Annotated in this window: 12 protein-coding genes and 5 pseudogenes; 8 read left to right on the top strand and 9 right to left on the bottom strand. The window is 66.7% G+C overall.

Features of this window, described 5'->3' with window-relative positions:
- The first annotated feature begins 164 nt into the window (after positions 1-164).
- The 3 genes from F6B93_RS18135 (at position 165) to F6B93_RS18125 (ending at position 3,633) form a co-directional block, all read left to right on the top strand.
- The gene (locus F6B93_RS18135) at positions 165-1,109 is read left to right on the top strand and encodes a sensor histidine kinase (protein WP_211696311.1); all 945 of its coding nucleotides are present in this window, start codon (positions 165-167) and stop codon (positions 1,107-1,109) included.
- Positions 1,110-1,249: 140 nt separating this feature from the next.
- Entirely contained in the window at positions 1,250-2,704 is a 1,455-nt protein-coding gene (locus tag F6B93_RS18130) for an adenylate/guanylate cyclase domain-containing protein (RefSeq protein WP_211696310.1), read from the top strand.
- A gap of 92 nt (positions 2,705-2,796) precedes the next feature.
- Positions 2,797-3,633, top strand: coding sequence for an MBL fold metallo-hydrolase (locus tag F6B93_RS18125; protein WP_211696309.1), 837 nt, complete (start codon positions 2,797-2,799; stop codon positions 3,631-3,633).
- Positions 3,634-3,655: 22 nt separating this feature from the next.
- Here the strand turns inward: F6B93_RS18125 and F6B93_RS18120 are convergent, their stop codons facing one another.
- Together F6B93_RS18120 and F6B93_RS18115 are read right to left on the bottom strand one after the other, a co-directional pair.
- The gene (locus F6B93_RS18120) at positions 3,656-4,405 is read right to left on the bottom strand and encodes a lysophospholipid acyltransferase family protein (protein ID WP_211696308.1); all 750 of its coding nucleotides are present in this window, start codon (positions 4,403-4,405) and stop codon (positions 3,656-3,658) included.
- Between the two features lie 118 nt (positions 4,406-4,523).
- Positions 4,524-5,705 carry a cyclic nucleotide-binding domain-containing protein gene (locus F6B93_RS18115; protein ID WP_211696307.1) on the bottom strand — a complete coding sequence of 394 codons (1,182 nt, stop codon included), beginning with the start codon at positions 5,703-5,705 and terminating at the stop codon, positions 4,524-4,526.
- Positions 5,706-6,216: 511 nt separating this feature from the next.
- Here F6B93_RS18115 and F6B93_RS18110 point away from each other — a divergent pair.
- The gene (locus F6B93_RS18110; protein ID WP_211696305.1) at positions 6,217-6,522 is read left to right on the top strand and encodes a hypothetical protein; all 306 of its coding nucleotides are present in this window, start codon (positions 6,217-6,219) and stop codon (positions 6,520-6,522) included.
- 62 nt (positions 6,523-6,584) lie between these two features.
- Here the strand turns inward: F6B93_RS18110 and F6B93_RS18105 are convergent.
- Positions 6,585-6,797: pseudogene (locus tag F6B93_RS18105) on the bottom strand (PE family protein); the annotation flags it as partial.
- 155 nt (positions 6,798-6,952) lie between these two features.
- Here F6B93_RS18105 and F6B93_RS18100 point away from each other — a divergent pair.
- The gene (locus F6B93_RS18100) at positions 6,953-8,644 is read left to right on the top strand and encodes a PE family protein (protein WP_211696302.1); all 1,692 of its coding nucleotides are present in this window, start codon (positions 6,953-6,955) and stop codon (positions 8,642-8,644) included.
- 42 nt (positions 8,645-8,686) lie between these two features.
- On the top strand, positions 8,687-12,454 hold the full coding sequence (locus F6B93_RS23480) for a PE family protein (protein WP_281426108.1): 3,768 nt from the start codon (positions 8,687-8,689) through the stop codon (positions 12,452-12,454).
- A gap of 242 nt (positions 12,455-12,696) precedes the next feature.
- Here the strand turns inward: F6B93_RS23480 and F6B93_RS18090 are convergent, their stop codons facing one another.
- From F6B93_RS18090 to F6B93_RS23475, 4 genes are all read right to left on the bottom strand, one after another.
- Positions 12,697-13,929 (bottom strand): MAB_1171c family putative transporter, encoded by a 1,233-nt coding sequence (locus tag F6B93_RS18090; RefSeq protein ID WP_211696300.1) that lies wholly within the window; start codon positions 13,927-13,929, stop codon positions 12,697-12,699.
- Positions 13,926-14,426: a hypothetical protein gene (locus F6B93_RS18085; protein WP_211696299.1), complete on the bottom strand. Its 501-nt coding sequence runs from the start codon at positions 14,424-14,426 to the stop codon at positions 13,926-13,928. Before F6B93_RS18085 ends, F6B93_RS18090 begins: the two co-directional genes overlap by 4 nt.
- On the bottom strand, positions 14,427-14,879 hold the full coding sequence (locus F6B93_RS18080) for a helix-turn-helix domain-containing protein (protein WP_211696298.1): 453 nt from the start codon (positions 14,877-14,879) through the stop codon (positions 14,427-14,429).
- 307 nt (positions 14,880-15,186) lie between these two features.
- Positions 15,187-15,318: a hypothetical protein gene (locus F6B93_RS23475; protein WP_281426107.1), complete on the bottom strand. Its 132-nt coding sequence runs from the start codon at positions 15,316-15,318 to the stop codon at positions 15,187-15,189.
- Between the two features lie 177 nt (positions 15,319-15,495).
- Between F6B93_RS23475 and F6B93_RS23130 the strand changes: the two are divergent.
- A pseudogene (locus F6B93_RS23130) lies at positions 15,496-15,918 on the top strand (ATP-binding protein); the annotation flags it as partial.
- A 62-nt stretch (positions 15,919-15,980) separates the two neighbouring features.
- On the opposite strand, the pseudogene F6B93_RS23125 reads toward F6B93_RS23130, so the two are convergent.
- Positions 15,981-16,257: pseudogene (locus F6B93_RS23125) on the bottom strand (transposase); the annotation flags it as partial.
- A gap of 221 nt (positions 16,258-16,478) precedes the next feature.
- Positions 16,479-20,191: pseudogene (locus tag F6B93_RS23470) on the bottom strand (PE family protein).
- A 290-nt stretch (positions 20,192-20,481) separates the two neighbouring features.
- On the opposite strand from F6B93_RS23470, the pseudogene F6B93_RS23825 reads away from it, so the two are divergent.
- Positions 20,482-20,701: pseudogene (locus tag F6B93_RS23825) on the top strand (IS607 family element RNA-guided endonuclease TnpB); the annotation flags it as partial.
- Positions 20,702-21,104: the final 403 nt, after the last annotated feature.

Below are 21,104 nucleotides of genomic sequence, written 5' to 3'. Positions count from 1 at the left end.
TGCACCGCCGCCGGCGCCAACGCGTCGAGTCGGCACCGCGAACTCGCACTAGGCACCATCGGCACCCAGACCGCCAAGCTCCAATCGCCAATTTTGCACCAGTGGCTCATGACAAGCTTCCATGACCTGGCAAGCATCGCAAGGTGTCCTGAAGGGAAAGCGACGTGAACGACGAAGAAGGCGCAGCGGATGTGTCCGATGATCGCGCGCACGTCCACCCGCAGCCCGTTGCCGCGAAATCGCAAGCGACGGTGGCTGATCGTCTCGAAGCGCAGATCGATCGTGGGGCCGTACTCGAACAGCAGCTCGTGGCGCAAGAGAAGTTGGCCTCCCTCGGCGCACTGATGGCGGGTATCGTTCACGAGCTGCGTAATCCCTTGAACTTCGTCATCAATTTTGGTGACCTGCTTAGGGACTTGGCAGCTGAGCTCGGTGAGGTCGTCAAATCGGCACCGGAGGGCATGGGTGCTCAGACAGCTGAAACTATCGACGACATGCTGGGCGAGATTATCGAGGTGGCCGGTAAGGTTGCCGACCACGGCAGGAAAGCTACTGGCATAGTGGAGAGTGTGCTCCAACAGGCCCGCACCGGCGAGCCAGTGTTCGAGCCGACCGATCTCAACGCTCTGACGCAAGAGTATGTCAACCTTGCCTATCACGGTGCCCGAGCCCAATTCCGTGGCTTCCGCGTATCGGTGAAAACGGAGTACGACCCGACTCTAGAAGCCGTGGTCTTGGACCCACGCGCGCTGGGCCGCGTCGTTCTGAACTTGGTGAGCAACGCCCTTCACGCGACGAGGGAGGCAGCATTGAGCCAGAAGGTGGCCGACTACGCGCCGGCAATCACGGTGACAACCAAGGACCGCGGAGACTCCGTAGAGATAGCGGTGAAAGACAACGGAATGGGAATAGCGGAGGCCGACCTCGCTCGCGTCGTCGAGCCGTTTTTTACGACGAAGCTCCCCGGAGAGGGGACGGGTCTTGGTCTTTCGATTAGTCGGGAGATTGTTGAGGTGGAGCATCGAGGTTCGTTGCGGATTGGTTCTCGGGTTGGGGAGGGGACTGAGGTGGTGGTGGAGGTTCCTAAGGGTCGACCGTGGGGGCGTTGATCGTGGGTGTGGGTGGGGGTGGCTGTTGCGGGTGTGTTGGTGGCGAGATTGGGTTGTGGGCGGGTGGATTTGGCTGCTCGACGGGGGGGTTTCGGGCTAGCCTACGATGGGTCGGCAGGGGCCCGGGTCAGTGAGGGACGATGGGAAATAGGCGGCAGGAAGAGGTGCTAGCCATCTGGTCGGATGCTCCGGCGATTCGGCTTGTCGTGGTCGATGATGAGCCGGATGTCGAGACGATGTTCCGGTTGCGATTTCGCCGTGAGATTCGCTCCGGTCAGCTTGAGCTGACGTTTTTCACGAATCCGGAGTTGGCGCTGGCGAGTCTACAGGAGCACAGTGACGTTGAGGTTTTGATCACTGATTTGAATATGCCGGAGATGCATGGGCTTGAGTTGTTGGAGCGTGTGCAGGGTTTGAATCGGCCACTCAAGGTGATTGTGGTTACGGCTTATGGTGATCTGAGCAACATTCGTGCGGCGATGATGCATGGTGCTTTTGATTTTCAGGTGAAGCCGTTTGATGCGAAGGACCTTAAGGTCACGATCGCCAAGGCTGTTTCGTTGGTTCGGGAGCTTCGTGCTGGTTCGGATGCGGCGGAGCGGGCGATGAGTCTTGAGGAGCGTAATCGGTTTATTGAGAAGACTTTTGGCCGGTATGTGAGTGAAGAGGTTAAGAGGGTTTTGCTTTCTTCTCCTGAGGGTGAGGGGCGAAGTGAGCGGCGAGTGGTGACGATACTGATGGCAGATATTAGAGGGTTCTCTCGGTTGGTTGGGGAGCATGAGCCCGAGACGTCTGTAGCGGTTCTTAATCGGTATTTTGAGCAGGCTTCGTCGGTGATTTTGGCTCGCAATGGCACGATTAACGAGATTCTGGGGGATGGGTTGCTGGTGTTGTTCGGGGCGCCGCTGGTCGACGAGCACGCTCCCGAACACGCTGCGCGAGCGGCTCTGGAGCTGCAGATGGCGATGGCTGAGCTCAACGAGCGAAACCGGGAGTTGGGATTGCCGACCTTGGAGATCGGTATTGGTATCCACACCGGTGAGGCGGTGGTCGGCACGATCGGCTCGTCGACTCGGCAGAAATACGCTGCGGTGGGTTCGCATGTGAATTTGACGGCTCGTATTGAGAGTCAGACTGTGGGGGGTCAGATCCTGATTTCGGAGACCACGGCGAGGGCTCTGGGTGCTGATGCGGTGCTGGGGGAGCCTCGCGACGTGCATTTCAAGGGCAGCAGTGGTCACGTTCAGATTGTTGAGCTCTTGGGCATGCGTGGGGGCGAGGAGCCGCCGTCGGAGCTGGCTACCCAGGGTCATGATTTGCAGGAACTCGTCCCACCGCCGTCAGCGACGATCGCTTTGATCGTGAATTCCAAACTCGACAAGCCGCATGCTGCGCGGGTGCTGGCGTTGTCGGGGCGGGCGGTGCGCGTCGATACTGAGCTGGCGCTTGCTCCCTTCGACGATGTCGCCATCGAGATTGACGGACGCAGTTACTTGGCGAAGGTCCAACCGGACAGCGAATCCGGGCGGGGCCATGTCGCGGTGTTCACCTCGGTTCCCAAGATCGCCGACGTCGAATCGCAAATCGCCAGATGAGTGCGGACATGCGCGTGACGCTGTGTGGAGTGCGAGGGTCGACCAACGCACCCGGACTCGAATTCGTCAGATTCGGAGGTCACACCTCATCCGTGGCAATCGGGCCACCCGACAAACCACCAACCCTGCTCCTCGACGCCGGCACCGGGATCCGGAATGTGACAGCGCTGCTCGGGGGTGCGCCCTTCCGGGGCGCTGTAGTGGTCACCCACATGCACTGGGACCACTTCCAGGGGTTGCCGTTCTTCCAAGGCGCAGACCGGGAGGGTGCGCGGACCGATGTCGTGCTCCCCGCGGAGACGACCGCTTCCGCGGTCGAGATCTTTCACCGAGCGATGTCTCCGCCCGTATTCCCAATCGGCGTCGACGGTCTGAATGGAGAATGGGCAACACACGGCACCCCGGAGGGATGGGCCGAGTGGGGGGGTTACTCCGTACTGGCGAAGGAGATACCCCACAAAGGTGGCCGCACACTGGGATTCCGCGTTCAGGCGTCAAACGACGGCCCTTCTCTCGCCTATCTCCCCGATCACGGCGCTTTGGTCCCCAAAGGACGGACGACGGGCGTTCTGCACGATAATGCGATGGAGCTGTGCGAGGGAGTAGACCTTCTTATCCACGGCGGGCCCTTCAAGGACGAAGAGCGCGAGATCGCGATTGCCTTCGGACACTCGACTATCGAGTACGCGTTGGAGCTGGCTGTAGCTGCGGGAGCGCGACAGCTCGCGATTACCCATCACTCCCCGGCGCGTGATGACAACGCACTTGACGACCTCGTCGCGGGTCTGGCTGGTCCATCGGTGAGCTTCGCCCGAGACGGAGCCAGCGTTAACCTCGCTGCGACAAAGCCGCCTTCGGCGGTTGGTGTAAGTGGTGGTGTTCTAGCCGCGTGTAGCAAGGCGGCGCATCGCGGGCCAAAGCCTGCTTGACGTGTTCAGGCTGTGCTGCCCGCTATCGTCGCCGGGTTCGGCTCAGTGCTCTGGCTGCGGCATCCTCGGCGTCCATCTGCGCCGCCTCGGAAAGAGTCGGTGCCCCGCCGCCAAGACGGTGCGGCACCCAGTACTCCCCAGCGGGGTGCGAATAGTCTTGCTGTACTTGGTTTAGCAGCGCAGTCATCGATTCACGCAGCGCGGCTTCGGCCCGTGCGGCGTCGTGTACGTCATTCAACGGCTCGCCAACCGCTATAGTGACCGGCACCCTGCTGTAGCGGAGATTTCTTGGGTGGCCTTTGGTCCAGATTCGCTGAGTACCCCAGACAATCGCTGGCACGATCGGGACATCTGCTTCAGCGGCCATTCGGGTTGCCCCGGTCTTGAATTCCTTCAACTCAAAGCTGCGACTGATGGTGGCCTCCGGATAAAGCCCGACCAGCTCCCCTTCGCGTAACCGCTGCACCGCCACGGCGTAGGCCCCAGCACCGGCGCTGCGATCCACCGGGATCGCCTTGGTGTGTTTGATAATGAAGTTGATCAGCTTCACCTGCTGCAGCTCAGCTTTGACCATATATCGCACGCGGCGGCGCCGGCGCTGGGCAATCAACGCGGCAGCCAGCCAATCGACGTAGCTGGTGTGGTTGATAGCGACCACGACGCCGCCCTGATCAGGGATGTTTTCCTCGCCGATGTAGGTGAGGCGCGCTCCGGTAGCCAAGAAGAACGTGCGGGCCATGATCGCCATAGTGCGGTAAGTCGGCTCCGGCATCGCCTCACTCCTCCCATATTCCGACGCTGCGGACACGCTGGGGGCGGCGATCCGCCCCGGCCGCCCGCGCTGGGGCCATCTCAGCCAACGACGGGGGCGCCGCCCAGGTGGATGCCACTCAGAACTCACCGACAGGATTGGGGTTGTGCATCTCCTGCGCGGTGGAGGACGCCACGTGCGCGCGACCGGTACGGTCGGCCAAGGTGCGGGCAAGATGGAAAAGAATTTCGGCGGCCACGGCCGGCGCCGAATCGCGCAGCTCGTCGACCACTCGGCGACGCAGCACCAGGACGCGACCGTCACGGACGCTGCGAACCGACGCGGTTCGACGACCGTCGGAACTGAAGAAGGCGACCTCGCCGACCACCTCTCCCGGCCCCATGCGGCGCAAGACGCATTCTTCGCTGAACGACTCGAACTCGCCGTCGATGATGACGAATAGCTCGCGCTCGCCGAGCCCGGCCTCGGTCAGCAACTCGCCCGAGGGCAATTGGATAACGAAGCCCTTCTCGGCTAGCGTCTCAATCGCTTCGGTGGATATGCCTGCGAGGAAACCAACATCGGCCGCCACGCCACGATCAATCGCCGCCCGGACCAGCTCCTTGTCAAACTGCACCGGCAGGTTGCGCTCCTCGAAAAGCTCGGTGAACGGCGCGGTATCAAGCGGCTCAAAGTTTTCACGTTCGATTGGAGCGGCCAGAAATGATCCGACCGAGCGGAAGTGTTCGACGTCGGATATCACCAGGACCAACGGTGCGTGGATCCCATCAGGCGTCGGAATCATGCGGCCGGCATAGCGGCGCCACCCCATGTTCAAGTAATAGGGCACCAGACCGGGCGTGCAGTAACCAAACAGCAGGTCGATATACCAGTCAGGCCTTCCCAGATCCAATACCGCGAGGCTGAGCGCCGCTATCACTAGGCCACTTCGCTGGTCGGGACGCACCATCAGGCGCTCACCCTCGCCGGTGCGGAGTCGCTCGATTCCTGGCAGGCGCTCCATCGAAAACTTCGCGAAATCCTTCGCCGGCACCTCACCTGGTTCCCACACGCGCATGCGCGAAGTTCCGGTGATGCCTTTCTCATCGGCGGTATACAACAGCGTCGAATACGGCTTGTCATCCTCGTCGTCGTGGGTGCGCTTCACGCCTTTCTCGGTGCCGAGTTTGCGGCCAAGCTCCTCACCATAGACCTGGTAGCGGAAGGCGAAAATCGCCTCGCGCTCCTCCTCGGTCTCCGCCTTACGTACTTCGGGCAAGGCGGCCAGGAACGCGTCCAACTGCTCGTCGGTTGTGCTCACCAGATGCCTAACCTATGGACCACGCCGACCGCCACCGGCGTCAATGTCCGGCTTGGGACCGGCATTTCGTCCTCCTTCTTCTGAAACCATGTCCTCGTTGGTCCGGGGGACAGAACTCGCACATGGGCAGCACGCGTTTCTGACCGCAATCGGCTGCTGACATTCTGGTTGCGGGTGATGGCTTCGGCCGCGGACGCGTTCGATAGCGGCGGCTTTGACCCCACTCGCATGAGATCGAAGAGTTTGTCGAGCCTTTCCGCCAGTTCGGAGTTCTCAGCACCTTCGGACGCCGGTTTAGCCAATTCTCCACCTTATACGCCCTCGTATCAGATGCTACCCTTATACATGTACTGACGTTAACACAACGAACGGGTCCGCCGGCACCGTTTTTGCAGACCTGAAGCCACCAAACCAACAGCTCCGCTGGCTGAGGTTCCGAGGAACCACCCACCCGAAGTCTGGTATCCCGATCCACAGGCGGTGCCCAACAACGCTTTTGGGGCGGAGGGCAATGCACGCATGCGCTCGCCGCGCCCAACGTCATTCCCGTACGCGTCGCAGCCCCGCCCGCAAAAGACTGACCGCAACGCCACCCCGTCTGGACCACCCCAACCGTGTTCTGGATCGCCTGCAAGGGGGGTGGCAGTGGGAATGGCTGGCTCCCTTCCTGGCACTGGCGGCGGCCACCGTCTGGGTCATCCGCCGGCGCCGCCACCGCGATGCCCGACTGGTCGCCGATGCAGACCGCCAGAACGCCTTGGTCGCCGAAGGCGACGGGCGCGGCGTCTACGGCGACTACCCGCCCGCCGCCGCCTGATCCAATCGACACCCGAACGCTAGAGGAGGTGTGATGAGCGACGAAGTCGCAACTCGCGGTGTTGCCGTGGCCATCTGGGTGCTGAGCATCTGATGGTTCAGGGCGTGACCCGAGAACACGGCCGCGACAGCTGCCGACACCTCATCGGCGCCGGCGGCCAGCATCTCGGTCGTCGGAGCCACCGCGGTCACATTCGCCGAACTCAGCGCCGAGCCGATACCCTCCAGATCCGCCGCCGAGGCGAGCAACTTTGGAACCACCGCCACATACGACATCGCTATCCTCCAACTCCGTCCATCCAGAGACCACTCGGTTCCGGGGTCTCGGGTTCGACCAGGAACCAGTATGATCACATCAGTACACATATCAGTTTGTTTTGGATACGGGTGTAAATGGGATTCTGGTTTGGTGATGGAAAGGACGGGTGATGATGGCGTTTCTGGTTGCGGAGCCGCAGATCATGGCAGCGGTTGCTGCCGATATCGAGGGGATTGGCTCGGCGATCAGCGCGGCCAATGCCACTGCGGCAGCGCCGATTTCGGGATTGTTGGCGGCCGCCGGCGACGAGGTGTCCGCCAATATCGCGAACCTGTTCGCCGCATACGGGCGGGAATACCAGGCTGCCGCCGCGCAGGTGGCGGCGTTCCACGGCGAATTCCAACGAACGTTGGCCGTCGCCGCAAGCGCGTATACGCAAGCCGAGGCCGCCGGTGCCGCGGCCGTGCAGTCAGCGCTGGCGCCGGTCGCGCCGGCGTTGCAGGGGGCGCTGGCGCCCGTCCTGCCCACGGCCGCGCCCGCTGCCGCGCCCGCTGCCGCAATGATTCCGCCGTTCCCGGCCAACCTGACGACCCTGGTCATGGGTGGCACCGGAATTCCCATACCCGGACCACAATTCATCAACCTCGCCAATGAGCTCTATGTCCGGTCGATGAACACTGTGCAAGGGCTCGACACACCCGAGGAGTTGTACCCACTGACCGGGGTCAAGAGCATGACCCTGGACGCGTCGGTGGCCGAGGGGTTGACCATCCTCGACAACCAGATCCAGGCACAACTCGCGATTCCCGGAAACACCGTAACTGTTTTCGGGGTTTCGCAAAGCGCCGTGATCGCCTCGCTGGAGATGCAAAGGCTCGCCGCGATGGGGGCGGCCGCTCCGACCGCGGATCAGCTCAACTTCGTCCTGACCGGGAACGAGATGAACCCCAACGGGGGCATGCTGGCGCGTTTTCCGAATCTGAGCATCCCGAGTCTGGGGCTGACATTCTACGGTGGGACGCCTTCGGATACGATTTATCCAACGGCCATCTATTCGCTCGAATACGACGGCTTCGCCAGCTTCCCGCAATACCCGCTGAATTTCATTTCCTCTCTGAACGCGGTCATGGGAATCATCTATGTGCACCCCACGTATTTCGACCTGACTCCCGCGCAGGTTGATGCCGCTATTGAGCTACCGACGTCGCCGGGCTACTCGGGCGTCACCAGTTACTACATGCTGCCGACGGAAAATCTGCCCCTCCTGGAGCCGATACGGGCGATTCCGGTTATTGGGGACCCGATTGCCAACCTTGTCCAGCCGAACTTGAAAGTGATCGTTAACTTGGGCTACGGCGACCCCAACTTTGGCTATTCGACGGGCCCCGCCGATGTGACGACGCCGTTCGGTTTGTGGCCGGATGTGCCGCCGCAGGTGATTTTCGATGCGCTGGTGGCGGGCACCCACGAGGGCATCGGGGACTTCTCGGCCGACATGAGTGACATCTTGTCCCAACCGCCCACGTTGCCGGAGCTGACGTTTCCAACGCTGAACCCAGGGGCGGCGCTGTTGTCCGCCCCGACGCCGACCGAGGTCGTCAACACATTCACCAAGATCGTCTCCGACGACTATGCCGTGCTGCTTCCCGCGGCCGATATCGCTCTTGCCTACGCAACCACGTTGCCGTTGTACAACACCACTTTGTTCGTCGACCAGCTTGCCCAGGGCAACCTCATCAACGCCGTCGGATTTCCCATCGCGGCCGACGTGGGATTGACCGCGATCGCGGGCGGTGTTGGATTCCTGGTGGTGGTGAGGGCCCTGTCCGACAACATCAACGATATCGAGAGCCTTTTTGCCTAACGCCCTAGGTTGCCGTTAAACGGTCCCAGAGTGAGGATGATCATGTCGTTTGTTGTGGTGACCCCAGAGATATTGTCTGCGGCAGCATGGGATGTGGCGGGGATCAGGGAGGCGCTCACGGCGGCCAATGCGTTGGCGGCCACCTGGACGGTCAGCCTGCCCGCCGCCGGCGTCGACGAGGTGTCGGAAGCTATCGCGGCGTTCTTTTCCGCCCATGCTCTCGACTATCAGAAGCTCAGCGCCCAGATGGCCGAGTTTCATCAGCAGCTCGTGCATGCTCTAGCGGCAGGTGCGGGTTCGTACTCGGTCGCGGAAGCAGCCAACGCCTCCGTGCTGCACAGTGCTGGCCAAGATCTGCTCGCGGCGATCAATGGATCCACCCAGACCCTGCTAGGACGTCCGTTGATCGGTGACGGGGCCGGCGGGCCGCCCGGGCAAAGCGGCGGGGCCGGCGGGTTGTTGTGGGGCAACGGTGGGCCCGGGGGGGTCGGCGATGCCGCCAACCCAGCAGGCGGTAACGGGGGCAGCGCGGGGCTGATCGGCAACGGCGGCGCGGGTGGGGCCGGCTATAGCCCCGCCAGCGGCGACGGTGGGGCCGGCGGCGCCGGGGGACGCGGTGGATGGCTGTTCGGCAACGGCGGTGCCGGCGGCAGCGGCGGCAACGGCGGCACCGGTAGCACCGGTGTCCTCGGTGGCGTGGGTGGTGCTGGCGGCGTCGGTGGCGTGGGCGGTGCCGCCGGGCTGTGGGGGGCCGGCGGCGCTGGCGGTACCGGAGGCCAAGGCGGCAGCGGTGGTGGCGGGAGCATCGATGGACTATTCGGGGGTCGCGGTGGAGTCGGCGGCACCGGTGGGGCCGGCGCGGTGGGCGGGGCCGGGGGATGGTTGTTCGGCGCTGGTGGGGCCGGCGGGGCCGGCGGCACGGGCGGAGGGGGCGGCAGCGCAGCCAACGCACCCAATCTGGGCGGCATCGGCGGGGCTGGCGGCGCCGGTGGTGACGGCGCGGCCGGCGGGCGCGGCGGGTTGCTGTTCGGCAACGGCGGGGTCGGCGCGGCCGGTGGTGCAGGTGGGCCAGGCGGCAACGGTGGCGACGGCCTGGAGTTCGGCAGGGGTGGCGCTGGCGGTGCCGGTGGTGCTGGCGGGGGCGGCGCGGCTGGCGGGGCGGGCGGATTGCTCTTTGGCGACGGTGGGGTTGGCGGCATTGGTGGGGCCGGTGGGGCGGCCGGGATCGCCGGCGACGGCGTTCTATTCGGCCCTGTCGGTGGCGCCGGCGGTGCCGGCGGCGCTGGCGGGGACGGCGCGGCCGGCGGGGCCGGCGGATTGCTGGTCGGCAACGGCGGGGCCGGCGGGGCCGGCGGCAAAGGTGGGCAGGGCGGCGTCGCCGGCGATGGACTGGAAAACGGGGGCAACGGGGGCACCGGTGGAGCGGGAGGTCGTGGCGGAGATGGCGCGGTCGGCGGGGCCGGGGGGTTGCTGGTCGGCGACGGCGGGGCCGGTGGGGCCGCCGGCCAAGGTGGCAATGGCGGCAAGGGGGGCGTGGGCAGCGGCGCCGGCGCCACCGGCGGCGGTACCGGTGGCGGCGGTGGAGCTGGCGGCGCCAGCGGCGACGCTGGCACCGGTGGGGCAGCCGGGTTGTTTGGCTCCGGTGGTGGTGGCGGCGACGGCGGACAGGGCGGCGACGGCGGACAAGGCGGCAACGGCAACGACAACGGCCTCGGCGGCGATGGTGGACAAACCGGCGCCGCTTCCGGCGGCGGCGCTGGCGGGCGCGGCGGTTTCCTGGCCGGTAGCGGCGGCGACGGCGGCGCCGGCGGCCGAGGGGGAGCCGGTGGCCAAGGCGGTGACGGTGACACCGCCAATGGCATCGGCGCCGACGGTACTCGGGGCGGCGACGGGGCCGTCGGTGGGCGCGGCGGGGTGCTGTACGGCCGCGGCGGCGACGGCGGTGCCGGGGGCCAGGGAGGCGCTGGTGGCCAAGGCGGTACCGGTGGCCACGGGGGAGTCGGCGGAGCCGGTGGCAGCGGAGGGCAGGGCGGCTTGCTGTTTAGCGACGGTGGCGACGGCGGTACCGGCGGGACCGGCGGCGACGACCAAACCACAACCGGTGCCCCGGGCGGCGGTGTCGGTGGTGCCGGCGGGAGCGGCGGATTGCTGTTCGGCGACGGCGGCACCGGCGGCGCCGGCGGTAGCGGCGGCAACGGTCAGACCGCAAATACCGTGGGCGGCAATGGCGGTGGCGGCGGTATGGGCGGTAGCGCCGGGATGTGGGGTACCGGTGGGGCAGGCGGCGAGGGCGGACAGGGCGGCAATGGTGGCGACCTCGCGGCCGGCGGAACCGGTGGGACCGGCGGAGCAGGTGGGGCCGCCGGGGAGCTGTTCGGCGCCGGCGGTGCCGGCGGCAATGGCGGCGACGGCGGGTCAGGCGACACCGGCAACACCGATGGCGGCCTAGGCCCAGGCGGCGGAATGGGCGGCAACGGCGGCCCAGGCGGCAAAGCTGGGGTCGTAGTGGGTCACGGCGGTGCCGGCGGCAGCGGCGGACAGGGTGGTATCGGCGGAAACGGCGGCCAAGGCGGCAACGGTGCACAAGGCGGGCGCAGCGGGTTCGTAGCTGGCAGCGGCGGTAACGGTGGGCAAGGCGGCGCTGGCGGGGAGGCCGGCCCGGGTGGACAAGGAGGCAGGGGCGGCAACGGAAGTACCGGCGGGGCCGCAGCACTGTTCGGCGACGGTGGCGACGGTGGGGCCGGCGGCAACGGCGGATCTAGCCGACTCATGCCCCTCGATACTGGCTTAGCCGGCCGGGACGGCGGGGCGGGCGGTACGGGCGGGACCGGCGCCGACAGCGGCATTCTCGGCGGCAACGGTGGTGATGGCGGTGCCGGCGGTGTCGGCGGCGCAGGCGGCCAGGGCAACCAGGGCAACCCCGGCTCTGCCGGCAACGACGGCACCGGCGAAACCGGCGGAACCGGTGCTACCGGCGGAACTGGTGGATCCGGCGGAGCCGGCGGCGACGGTGGGGCCGCTGGGCGCACCCACGGAACATGGTTTTTCACCGACGGCAGTGCCGGCGCTGGCGGAGCGGGCGGAACGGGAGGAACCGGCGGAACCGGTGGAACTGGCGGCGCCGGCGGTAGCGGCGCCGCCGGTGACCCGCTTACGGTCAGTGGGGGCACCGGCGGCAAAGGTGGTGAGGCCGGCGTGGGCGGGGCCGGCGGCGTCGGTGGCACTAGCGGCGATGGTCTAACCACGGGCGCGATTGGAGCACAGGGCAGCGACGGCACCGGCGGGACCGGTGGCCAGGGCGGCACTGGGGCCGACTCCCAACGCACTGTTGGACCCGGCCGCGGCGGCAGCGGTGGCGAGGGCGGTGGCGGTGCCATCGGAGGCGACGGCGGAACCGGTGGCACCGGCGGTCTGGGCACAGCAGGCTTTGCGTGGACCCCGCCCGGGGTTGGCGGCACCGGTGGCACGGGCGGAAATGGCGGCACCGGCACCACCGGTGTCGGCGGCAATGGCGGTACCGGCGGCATTGGCGGCACCGGCGGCACTGGCATCCCCGTCGAAGACGGCCAGGCCGGCACCGGGGCCACCGGCGGAACCGGCGGCGAAGGCGGCGCCGGCGGCGTTGGCGGCAGCGGCGGTCAGGGCGGCCAGGGCGGCACTGGCGGAACGGGCGGCACCGCAGACTTCAGCGGCGTCGAATTCCCCGGCGACCCCGGCTCTCCGGGCGAAGACGGTTCACCCAATGACGGGGTCAACGGCGGTGCCGGCGGTACCGGGGGCAGCGGCGGGATCGGCGGCAACGACCAGTGAAACTCCGGTAGCAAGAGCGTTGTGCCGGCGAATCGATCCTTCTGACCAGCCGATACGCCCGATTTCGCTGACGTCACCATACAGGCGGCTTGTATCGGGTTACCCAGGATGCTCGCCGATTTCGGTTGTTGTAGTACGACTCGCCCATTGATGGCTAGGGCTTTTCAGTACGGGCACCGGCAACTCGGGCTTGTTTAGCCTGGGCAAGCTGATTATCTGCGCAAGCTGAGGGCAGACTCCGATCAGTCAGCGAACGCCGGGAGGAGGGTGCGGCGGCGGGCCTGCTCTACGGCTGACTGGGCGTGTGGCCAGCACTTGGCCAGTCGTAGCAGTTCGGCTGTTTCTTGCTCGAGGTTGGTTGACCTCGACTTTATGATTGCTGCGGCATCGAGTGGTGTTGGCGTGACGTTGGACGATTTGGCGTGGATGGCGTGGGCGAGTTGGAGTGCGTGATGGGCTGCTTCGGGTTGGCCTGTCGGCGCTAGGTAGCGCTGGTAGCACTGGTTGGCTTCGGCGGGGTCGATGTCAGGGAAGTAGGCCCGCAGCTGCAGGATCGCGTCGCGGATCTGGATGGTGGTTTGGTGCAGGTCTAGAAGTGTTTTTTGGCGGCGGCTGCTGGGCGCCTTGAGTTCGAATGCGCTTTCTGGGACGGCGTCGGCCATGCTGTTGCGCAGCGGTTGTAGTTGACGCCAGTGGCGGCTGGTGGAGTTGAGACCGGTTCGGGCGAGCAAAGCGAGGAGCGCTGGTACGGAGGCCAGTAGGCAGGTAGCGACGGATTCCCAGAAGGGAGAGTAACCGTTTACGGTAAGCCGGTAGTCGATGCTGTGGATCCAGCCCAGTTCTTCACAGGCTGCCAGGACGACGGCGTCAATACCGGTCGTTCCGACGGTGATGCCGATCGCCAGGCCACCGGCAGCGATGAGGCGTTCTTGCCGCTTGGCGTTGGGGCGGGTTAGTTCCTTGATCGACATTCGGAGCAGGCGTATTGATAGGGCCACGAGCATGCCTGCCAGGAGCGCCCATGCCAGGACGGTGGACCATCCGCCGAAGGCTTCTAGGGGCTGGCCGGCTGCTCGCGCTGGTGTCGCGGCAATGAGGAACCCCGCCGCCAGGACTATCGCTGCGATGCGATGGTAGCGATGCCGGCGCCGTGTTTCCTTCGGTGAGGATCGTGACCACAAGGTGATGAAGCCCATGAATTCGGCGGTGGTGAAGATCATGGCGGTCCACGCCAGTTGTTGTGCTGCAGTCGGTGTCAGGATCTGGTGGTAGGCGAGAAAGTCCTCGACGGCGCCCTCGCTGAGCAGATTGCCGGCGAGGATGAATGCCAGGCTGTGGTTGAGGAAGGTTTCATACTGGCTGGTGTTGAAGAATATGTAGCGCACGATCACGACGGCGGCCATGAATACCAGTAGCGGCCATCCCAGATAGGTCAGCGGCGGCCAGGTCAGATGGGCCGGTACGTTGGTGGTCATCGGGATCTAAAGAACACGCTGCGCATCATCGACTGTTGATCGGCAGCTTCAGCTGCGGTCATCATCAAGATGGTGGCGAACATCTCGGCATCACGTTCTTGGTCACTGGCGTAGTTTGTGCGTCCCAGCACAGCGTGCACGGTGGCGGGGTCAATGTCGGGCAAGACCTTGCGGCACATATCGATCTCGCGTTGTTTGTCGGCGCCGACACCGCGGGTGCTGTTGTGGCCGAGAACCATATGTCCGATTTCGTGGCATACGATCTGGTCGATGTGGTAGTCGGAGGTGCCGCTCTCGTGGAGGATCAGATCGTCGTCGTCGCGGGTCAGTAATAATCCGCAGGGGCTGTCGGTCAGGGTTACGGTGTCGGTCGCGATCAGCTTGATCGGCCGTCCTCGCAATGTGGCGAGATTTTGGATGAAGCGATCGCGATCCCAGGGGACTGGGATCGGCAGCTCGCGTGCGATTGCGAGAATTTCATTGTTAGAGAGCGCCATTTACGGCTCCTCTGCGGTGGGGGACACGGGCGGCAACTGCTCGAGTTCTCGAACGTGATCGACCATGGTCGCCAGGCTCTGGATTGCCTGGGGGGTGAGTCCTGATGCACGCAACGCCAGGTCGCGCACACCGCTATCGCGCAAGGCCTGAAGGAGGTTGAGCTGGGCGTCGATTTCGGGGTGGATGCCGGGGTCGACGAGGTATGACGGTGTGACGCCGAAGAATTGGGCGATCGCGCGCAGATGGGCCACCGTCGGGTTGGTCTTTATACCCGAGCGAAGCTGCCATAGGTAGGCGGGGCTGATGGATATACCTGTTTCCCGGGTGATGGCTTCAGCCGCGGCCGCGTTCGACAGTGGCGGCTTTGACCCCACTCGCATGAGATCGAAGAGTTTGTTGAGCTTTTCCGCCAGTTCGGAGTTCTTAGCACCCTCGGACGCCTTTCTAGCCAATTCCCCACCCTGCGCTCTCGTATCATGCCCTACCCTCAGATGTGTACTGATGTTACTACAGCGAACAGGCACGCCCGCACCGTTTTGCGGCCGAGGAGCTGCTGGTTTTCTTGGCTTCAGGTTGTGCGCCGACCCCGCCGCGGTGGAGAAGGCCGCGCTCAAGGAGATCGCGAAGGGAAACTTCTAGGCCCGAAACACCGGGGCCGTTGTCATCTCCAGTGAGTGCTGGGGGTTAGTTGACGCTTCGCCTGCCGCGTGGCCGGGCAACGCCGCGCCACCCAGCGGCACGCGGCCCCGCAGTTACCGATCAGCAGCCCCGCCGGGCCCCGGCACCCCCAACACCCCCAAAACCAACAGTGTTGGATCCGCCGGCCCCGCCGACACCACCATTGGAGAACAGCAACCCGCCGGCCCCGCCGGCACCGTCGGTCCGAGGCAACGCTATTCGGTGGAGCAGGAGCTGGCCGCAGCCTCGGTGGTGGTGTCGCACCCCGTGCGTGGGGAGTTCATCGACATCGCCACCGCGGCTGGCATAGTTGTGGCACGGCACACGCCAACGCCCGACAGGTTTCGCTGGACCGCGGCATTGGAGAAGCTGCTGGCCGTGGAGGTCAATGCCACTGCGCACGGCAGCCACCGCACCCACTCCGCCACCGCCGCCCAACTGGTTGCTCGCTGTCACCGCGCTGCGATCGAGGGCCGATGGGCTGCCCTCATGCGGTTCTGCGCAGGACCCCCGCTTTGGATGACCGACGAATTGGGCTACCTACCGCTGCCCGCTGAGGCCGCCGCGGCATTGCTTCAGGCTGTCTCACAACGATATTTGAAGTCTTCCATCGTCATCACCACCAACCTGGCGTCGGTTCGTGCGGAGAAGTCTTCGGCAGCACCGGGGTCGCGGCCGCCACGCTCGACAGACCTCTGCACCGATCGGTCGTCATCAACCGCGAAAGCAACTGCGACCGTATATATGACCACCCCGGCCGCCGCCGACAGTCTGCGCCGCGCCCGGCCGCAGCCCGAGAAACCGCCAAACTGAACCCTGCTCTCGGGTGGGGGAGTTCGATGAGCACACCTGGGGAATTTCGACGAACGTCATCAAACGTCGAGGCCTAGGATTTTGCGGTCGCCATCGGCATTGACCCCGACGGCGAAATGCGTGCGCATTGACTAACCGACCGGCTTCACGCACCGTGAGCACCAAGGGGCCGGCGGCGATGGACGTGTTATGGGCCGGCGTCTAGGTTTGTCCATGCGCGAGTTTGTCCATCCGCCGTATTGTGACCCCGAGCAGACAACAGGTAGCCACGACGGTGGTCAGGGCCCGCTGGACGCGTTTGCGTCGAACCAGTAGCCAGCGCGGGAAATGGGAACCTTGCCACCGCGGGCAGTGGTCATCGCAGTGATTTCTTTGCTCGCGTGACTTTGGTGGGTCTCTCGGAGAATCATGCGATGACCTTCACCCCTGGCCACGACTCGCCCGCCCCGAGCCTCAGATGCGACTCGTACACCACCTTGGTGGACACAACCCGCTCCACCCGCATCAGCTCGCAACCCTGTCGTCATCGTCGGACGTCCCGGAGCAACACGGGCTGACGTCTATTGACCGGCTCCGGTGCCGCCGGTGCCGCCGGCCCCGCCGTCGGAATTGCCTGTCGGTGCAGTGGAGCCACTATCGCCGCCTCCGCCGGTGTCGGTGCTGTTGTCTCCGCCGGAGCCGCCGTCTCCACCGTGTCCGCCGGCTCCGAAAGCTACGGCGGCGCCGCCGTCGCCGCCGGTACCACCATTGCCGCCGAGCACATCGCCGCTACCGCCTGTGCCGCCATTGCCACCGCCGCCACCGCGGGCATCGACATGTTGGGTGTGGCCCCCGGCGCCGCCGGTGCCGCCATTGCCGCCCACACTCTGGCCGTCGCCGCCATCCCCTCCGGTGCCGCCGTTGCCACCGTTGCCGATTTGGCCAGCGGTGTCGCCCGGGATGCCTCCTACGCCGCCGGTCCCGCCGTCGCCGCCGGTCGTGCCCACGTCGCTGCCGCCGTCGCCGCCCCTGCCGCCAATGCCGCCATCGCCACCCCAGCCGTTGTTGTGTATGAAGTCGCCGTTGCCACCAGTGCCGCCGGTGCCTCCGTCGCCGCCGTTGCCGCCGTTGCCGACCAGACCGCCGTTACCGCCATTGCCGCCCCAACCACCTGATCCGCCGTCCGTGGCGCTACTAAAGGTGCTGGCGTCGCTCCCGGTAGTGCCGTTGCCGCCGTTGCCGCCATTGCCGCCGGTGCCGCCGGTGGTGGGAGTGGCGCCTTGGGTGCCGGTGTCGCCGGGGGTGGAGCCGGCTCCGCCGGTGCCGGGGTCGCCGCCTGCGCCGGGGTCACCGCCGTCGCCGCCATCACCGCCGTCACCGAAGTTGCTGCTGGTGGTGACTCCGTGGCCGCCGTTGCCGCCGTCGCCGGCAGTGCCGCCCATGCCGCCGTCCCCACCAACACCGCCAGCACCCTGACTGCCGTCGTTACCGGAGTCGGCCAGGGCCATCCCGGCCGCGCCACCGTCACCGCCGGTACCACCGCTCCCACCCTGGCTACCGTCAGCGCCGGTACCACCGGTGCCGCCCCTCCCGCCGCCGGAATCACCGGCGGCACCGTCAGCGCCGGCCCCACCGACCCCGCCGACCCCGCCGGTACCACCGGCACCGCCGGTACCGCCGTCACCGCCGTCACCGGCATGAGATCCCCCGGCCCCGCCCGCACCACCGCTACCACCAACCCCGCCGGCGCCGCCGACCCCGCCAGTAGTGCCGTCGGCACCGGCATCGGTGGGCGTGGCACCGGCAACACCGGTGCCGCCGGCACCTCCGGCGCCACCGTCACCGCCGCGCCCGCCGTTACCGACCAGCCCGGCATCACCGCCTCGACCACCGGCAGCGCCGTCGCCACCACCATCGTCCTCGACGCCGGTGGCGCCCTGGGCGCCGTTGCCGCCGGCACCACCGTTGCCGCCGGTACCGGGCCCGAAGTCGCTGGCAGTAACACCTACCGCTGCGGTGGTGCCATCACCGTTGTCGCCGCCGTCGCCGCCGACTCCGCCGGCACCGGGGTCACCGCCGTGGCCGCCGGCACCGCCGACACCATCGTTGAATCCCCAGTCGCCGGCCGCACCGATGCCGCCATCGCCGGGGGCCCCGCCCAATCCGCCGTCACCGCCGACCCCACCAGCCCCGTGCGCGCCGGCCTGGCCCGCCGATGAGGCCCCGCCAACACCGCCGTCGCCACCAACGCCGCCGATCCCGCCGGCACCACCGTTGCCTCCAGTTCCGCCGACGCCGTCATCGACACCGGCCACACCGCCGGTACCGGTGGCCCCGATACCGCCGGCACCACCGACCCCGCCGGCGCCACCATTCCCGCCGTCGCCGCCGTTACCGGAATGGATTCCCCCGAGCCCGCCGGCCCCACCATTGCCGCCCGCGCCACCCGTGCCGCCGGTACCCCCGTCAGCCCCCGCAGTGGCAGCCGCGGTACCCACCACACCCACCGTGCCCTGGCCGCCGTTACCGCCGCGCCCGCCGTCACCAACCAGCCCGCCGTTACCACCTTGACCACCATGACCGCCGTCAGCACCACCAACAAGGGCCTCGCCGCCGTTACCACCGGCTCCGCCGTTCCCGCCGGTACCCGGCCCCACATCACCGCCATCGGCGCCACGAACACCGCCATGACCACCGGACCCGCCCGCAGCACCGGGATCACCACCAGCCCCGCCAACGCCAGGATCTCCCCCAATACCACCGTTGCCACCATGCCCAGCGGTCAAGCCGAAGGCGCCGTCACCGCCGTTGCCGCCGTCACCGGCAGCCCCACCCACACCGCCAGCACCGCCGGCACCGCCGTTGCCGGCGTTCCCGACTCCCCCGAATAGGCCGCCGACACCGCCTGCGCCACCGGCGCCGCCAGCCCCACCGTCACCGCCGATCCCACCGTCACCGCCGACCCCGCCTTCGGCACCGTCACCGCCGGCCGCCGTGATGCTTGCCACACCATGCCCGCCCACACCGCCATCGCCGCCAACCGCACCCACCCCACCCACACCGCCAACACCACCAACACCCCCGGCGCCGCCGCGACCGATCAGCACACCGCCGCGACCACCATTGCCACCCGCACCACCATCACCACCACCACCGCCGGCGGACCCCGTCCCGCCCTCGCCACCACCAACACCGGTTTCACCGTCAGCACCCGCATCGCCCGGCCTAATCCCAGCCTCCCCATCGGCACCCACACCGCCGGCTCCGCCAGCACCCCCCTGACCAATCACCCCGGCATCACCACCGGCGCCACCGGAACCGCCACCGGAACCGCCCACACCACCAGCACCACCATCACCGAACCACCCAGCACGACCGCCAGCGCCACCAGCCCCACCGCCGGCTCCACCCCCGCCGCCAGCACCACCATGACCCGCTAACCCGGCATTACCGCCGACACCACCCGCCGCGCCCGCCCCACCAACACCGCCGACACCGCCATCACCCAACAGCCATCCACTGTTTCCCCCGGCGCCACCGGCGCCACCGGCCGCGCCGGCTCCGGGCAAACCGCCTGCTCCGCCTGTTCCGCCGCTGCCGAAAAGCACCCCCCCGTTGCCCCCGGCGCCCCCGGCCGCACCGGCCCCACCAACACCGCCGACACCGCCGTCACCCCATAACCAGGCACCACCACCGATACCACCCCCACCGCCCGCACCCCCGGCACCGCCACCACCGCCACCACCCCACAACCACCCGCCAGTACCCCAGCACCCCCAGCGGCACCCGCACCGCCCGCACCGCCAACACCGCCACGCCCGATCAATCCCGCCGCGCCACCAGCACCCCCGGCCTGCCCAACCCCACCAGAACCGCCCGCACCACCATTGCCCCACAACAGGCCACCAGCCCCGCCGGCTTGCCCGCTGCCGGCCGCCCCATCGGCACCATGACCAATCAACGGACGCCCCAACCACGTCTGCACCGACGAATTGACCACACCTAACAAGCCCGCCTGCGCGCTGACCTCCGCCTCGGCATACGCTCCCGCGCCCGCCTTCAGCGTCTGCACAAACCGCTCCTGAAACGACCCGACCCGCGCACTCAACTCCTGATACTCGCGACCATGAGCACCGAACAACGCCGCAACCGCCGCCGATACCTCATCAGCGGCCGCCGGCACCATCTCCACCGTCGACGCCACCGCCGCATTAGCCGCACCCACCGCCGCGCCGATACGCGCCACATCCGCCGCCGCCACCACCACCAACTCCGGCGCCACCGTCAACAACATCGCATACCTCACTTCATAGGCAATCCAAAATCGTATACCTAAATAAATGACCACCGCCCAACCTATCCCCAAATCAGCACCACAACGGCACGATTTGCCGAAATCAACCGCGCCGCGCCAAGGACTACCCAATCCGGATAGACGAGGCCCGACACGCCCAGCGTTAACCCGGCAGAAACAGACTGACAGTGACCCAAGCATTCGAATCCGTGACGATCGACGTGGGTCGAAGCAGCAGTTCGCAACGCCAAAGGACAAGACATGGGCAGGTCGGGTCAAGCGACCTACGTTCGCTGGCGTGGCATTTCGGTGCCCACCGTAAGGCACTCAATTGGACATCGCGGCCCTGAAAACCGACATCCAACCGTGCCGGGACTGGAGTCGAGACCGCGAAACTATCGCTGCGGGTGCTAGGCACGCTGGAACATCGTCAAATACAACGTGTGCGTCAACGCCGAGACCGGTGCGGTGTGGTGGTCGGAGTGTTCGAGAGAGACGTACGCCGATGGCGACACGATTGGCTAAAGCCCACGGCTTGGACGCCGCCGCGACGTTGCGGCAAAGGGGCTGCCGGGTGAAAACCCGTCACACCTGCCGGCATGTGCAGGAGCTCGGCTGGGCCGACGAATCGAAATGCGGTAGTTGTTCGGCCACCCACCAGCCTGACGACAACGCCGTGATCGACCTCGCGCGGTGGGAGGAGCCATCCACCGCCGTCGGCCCCAGTTGGGCCGCCATAAAGCGTGGAGCCAACCATAATACCCGGCGTCGCCGGGGGGCTTGGCTGTGAAGCGCGAAAGGGAGGTAGCCGCAAAGCTGTCGAACAATCCCAAGGTGGCTTGCCAGTCCCGCGACCACCAAAGATCACTCATCCGCAGCGGTGGGAAGTTGCTCTCGCGCAGCATCGTTTGGG

Origin of the sequence: Mycobacterium spongiae (assembly GCF_018278905.1) — a bacterium.
GTDB lineage: Bacteria > Actinomycetota > Actinomycetes > Mycobacteriales > Mycobacteriaceae > Mycobacterium > Mycobacterium spongiae.
This window is presented reverse-complemented; position numbering and strand designations above follow the sequence as displayed.